The 2,144-nt window shown below is 46.2% G+C and carries 2 protein-coding genes; both read right to left on the bottom strand.

Annotated features, from left to right (window positions below):
- Positions 1 to 26: 26 nt before the first annotated feature.
- The gene (locus tag ACFINU_RS09675) at positions 27 to 545 is read right to left on the bottom strand and encodes a phage major tail tube protein (RefSeq protein ID WP_375608794.1); all 519 of its coding nucleotides are present in this window, start codon (positions 543 to 545) and stop codon (positions 27 to 29) included.
- Positions 542 to 1,831 carry a phage tail sheath C-terminal domain-containing protein gene (locus ACFINU_RS09670; RefSeq protein WP_375667640.1) on the bottom strand — a complete coding sequence of 430 codons (1,290 nt, stop codon included), beginning with the start codon at positions 1,829 to 1,831 and terminating at the stop codon, positions 542 to 544. The genes ACFINU_RS09675 and ACFINU_RS09670 overlap by 4 nt, the downstream gene beginning before the upstream one ends.
- Positions 1,832 to 2,144: the final 313 nt, after the last annotated feature.

The following is a 2,144-nucleotide window of genomic DNA, read 5'->3' as shown; positions in this document are numbered from 1 at the left end:
TTGAGAACCCTATCAATAATGAGAGCTTATAAGTTGAGAATAGAGCGGCGGCGAGAACCGATCTCTTGCCCATTGCGCACAAGCCAACCGCCCCGTTTAAAGGAAAAACGATGCAAAACAGAACCATCCCAAAATTCTGTATAGTCCCAAATATTTTTGATCTCGCAATCATAGCCTGTCGCTTTTCCAGCCGTTAAGCCTTCACTATCCACTTTGACCAACCGCCCTGTCACATCAATGGAATGTTCATGCTCACGCCCATCTTCTTCAGAGATCACATGTTTTTTGCCAGTGAATTTATGACGAAGACCAGGAGGACCACCAAAGATGCCGATGACCTCAGGGGTATGGCTGCGGATTTTCATTTGCATGCTCAAAGCTTTCACACCAAGACCGCTCACATCAATCTGCATATCAGAGCCCCCTGGTTGATAGGTTTCAGTGATTTCTTCCAACGTAGGTAATTTGAGGGTTTCAAGATCAAGATGGAGATTAACATCATCATCAACAATCAGGGTAAAACCGCGAACAATTCTTAAAGTCATATGTCGCTCCTTGCTGCTTTGCGATAACCCTCTAGCGTATCGCCAAAGGCATAAATCATTTTATTTTGGATATCTTCAGCAAGCCGATTAAAGTAAGCTCCATTGCGCCGGCTGCCAAAGCTTAAATCTTCTAGAGGCGGCACTTCTTCTGCATCAAATTCCACCCGCAATTTCCCCAGTTGTAAATTGCTGTTGGAATTTAAATCACGATCAAACCAAACCCGACCACCCAAAAGCGCACCACGCGCAATCATATCATCAAGAAACTGTGTAAGGCTGCGGGTAATGGCAATAACATGTTGACCAGTCAGGTTTTCATCATTGGCCCAAGGGCGTAAATTGTTAATGATGGTTTTTTCCAAGGCTGCACGGGTGCGCACCACATTGACAAAACGCCAAAGCGGATCACTGGAGGTGGTATGGTTGCCCCATAAAATGCGCCCATTGGAAGCTACTTCTCCCTGCCCATTTTGACTAAGGCGCGCGGGAATAAAGGTCGCAATATCGGCTTTATTGAGACGATTTGCCTCATGATCAATTTCCCCATCAAAGTAGCTAATGGGGCGTGCTGTCCCTAAAATGCCATGCACATCTTGGTTGGAAGGAGACCAAAAAACACCGCCTCTTTGCTTGTCTCGTTTGATAAACATGGCTGCTGCAAAAGGACTTGCGGGTTTTATACTCACACCTCCATCACCATTTGCCACCCGTACAAAGGGATCAATCAAATAACAAAAGCGTGAGGAAAAATCTGCACGATAGGCAAGACTTTCTTCCGTGTTTTTACCTCCCGTATCAAACACAGCAATGGCTTGTAGCTTTTCTGCAACCTGTTCCAAAGCGTCTGCCACAGGGTTTTTGCCATTATCAAGGCGCCCTGCACTATAAGCCGGTGCCAAGAGAATTCCAGGTTCCACACCCAAATGCCCCTGCGCATGAGCCAAGGCATGCACACCGGTCAGTCGAGCATTTGATCCCACCATTTCGGTTTGTGTCTCAGCAATGGTTGACTTTTCTTCCACCCGCACAAGGATCACTTGTGCCTCAATCCCTTGCGCGCGCACGGCATTGATAACATCAAGAGCTGTGCCCCGTGTCCCAAGCTTTTGGATTTTGTCTGTCTCATGGGTGAAGACCAACACGGGCTCGTTAAGGGGATAAATTTGTGCATCCGCATCAGGGGCTGTAACAACCGCCCCAAGGGCGGTTTGGCTAAACATCTCTAAGGGTCGAGATGCTTGACCATCCTCAATGAGGCGGATACCATGATTAAATTCTATTGCCATTTTGCTCTCCAAATCAATGGAGAGACTATAACAACACTCATCCTCTCTCATAAGCCTGACACTGTCAGTCAAAAAAAGCCCTTTCAAAGGGCTTTTAAAGAGCGATAAAAGGACTTAAAAACATATAAGCCTGCTTATAGAACAGCTATCCATTTGACTTCTGTCATATCTTGGTTACTTGTGCATCCATTTATTCTTTCCATAATCTTATAAGAACAGCGCCATCAGCTCCAGCACCGCTTGGAGAAACATGATCATGAGCACCAGCACCGCCACCACCAAAACCACGCCCTGCTTTTCCTGAAATATAGGA

The organism is Bartonella sp. AC130YNZD (assembly GCF_042196865.1).
Classification (GTDB): domain Bacteria; phylum Pseudomonadota; class Alphaproteobacteria; order Rhizobiales; family Rhizobiaceae; genus Bartonella.
This window is presented reverse-complemented; position numbering and strand designations above follow the sequence as displayed.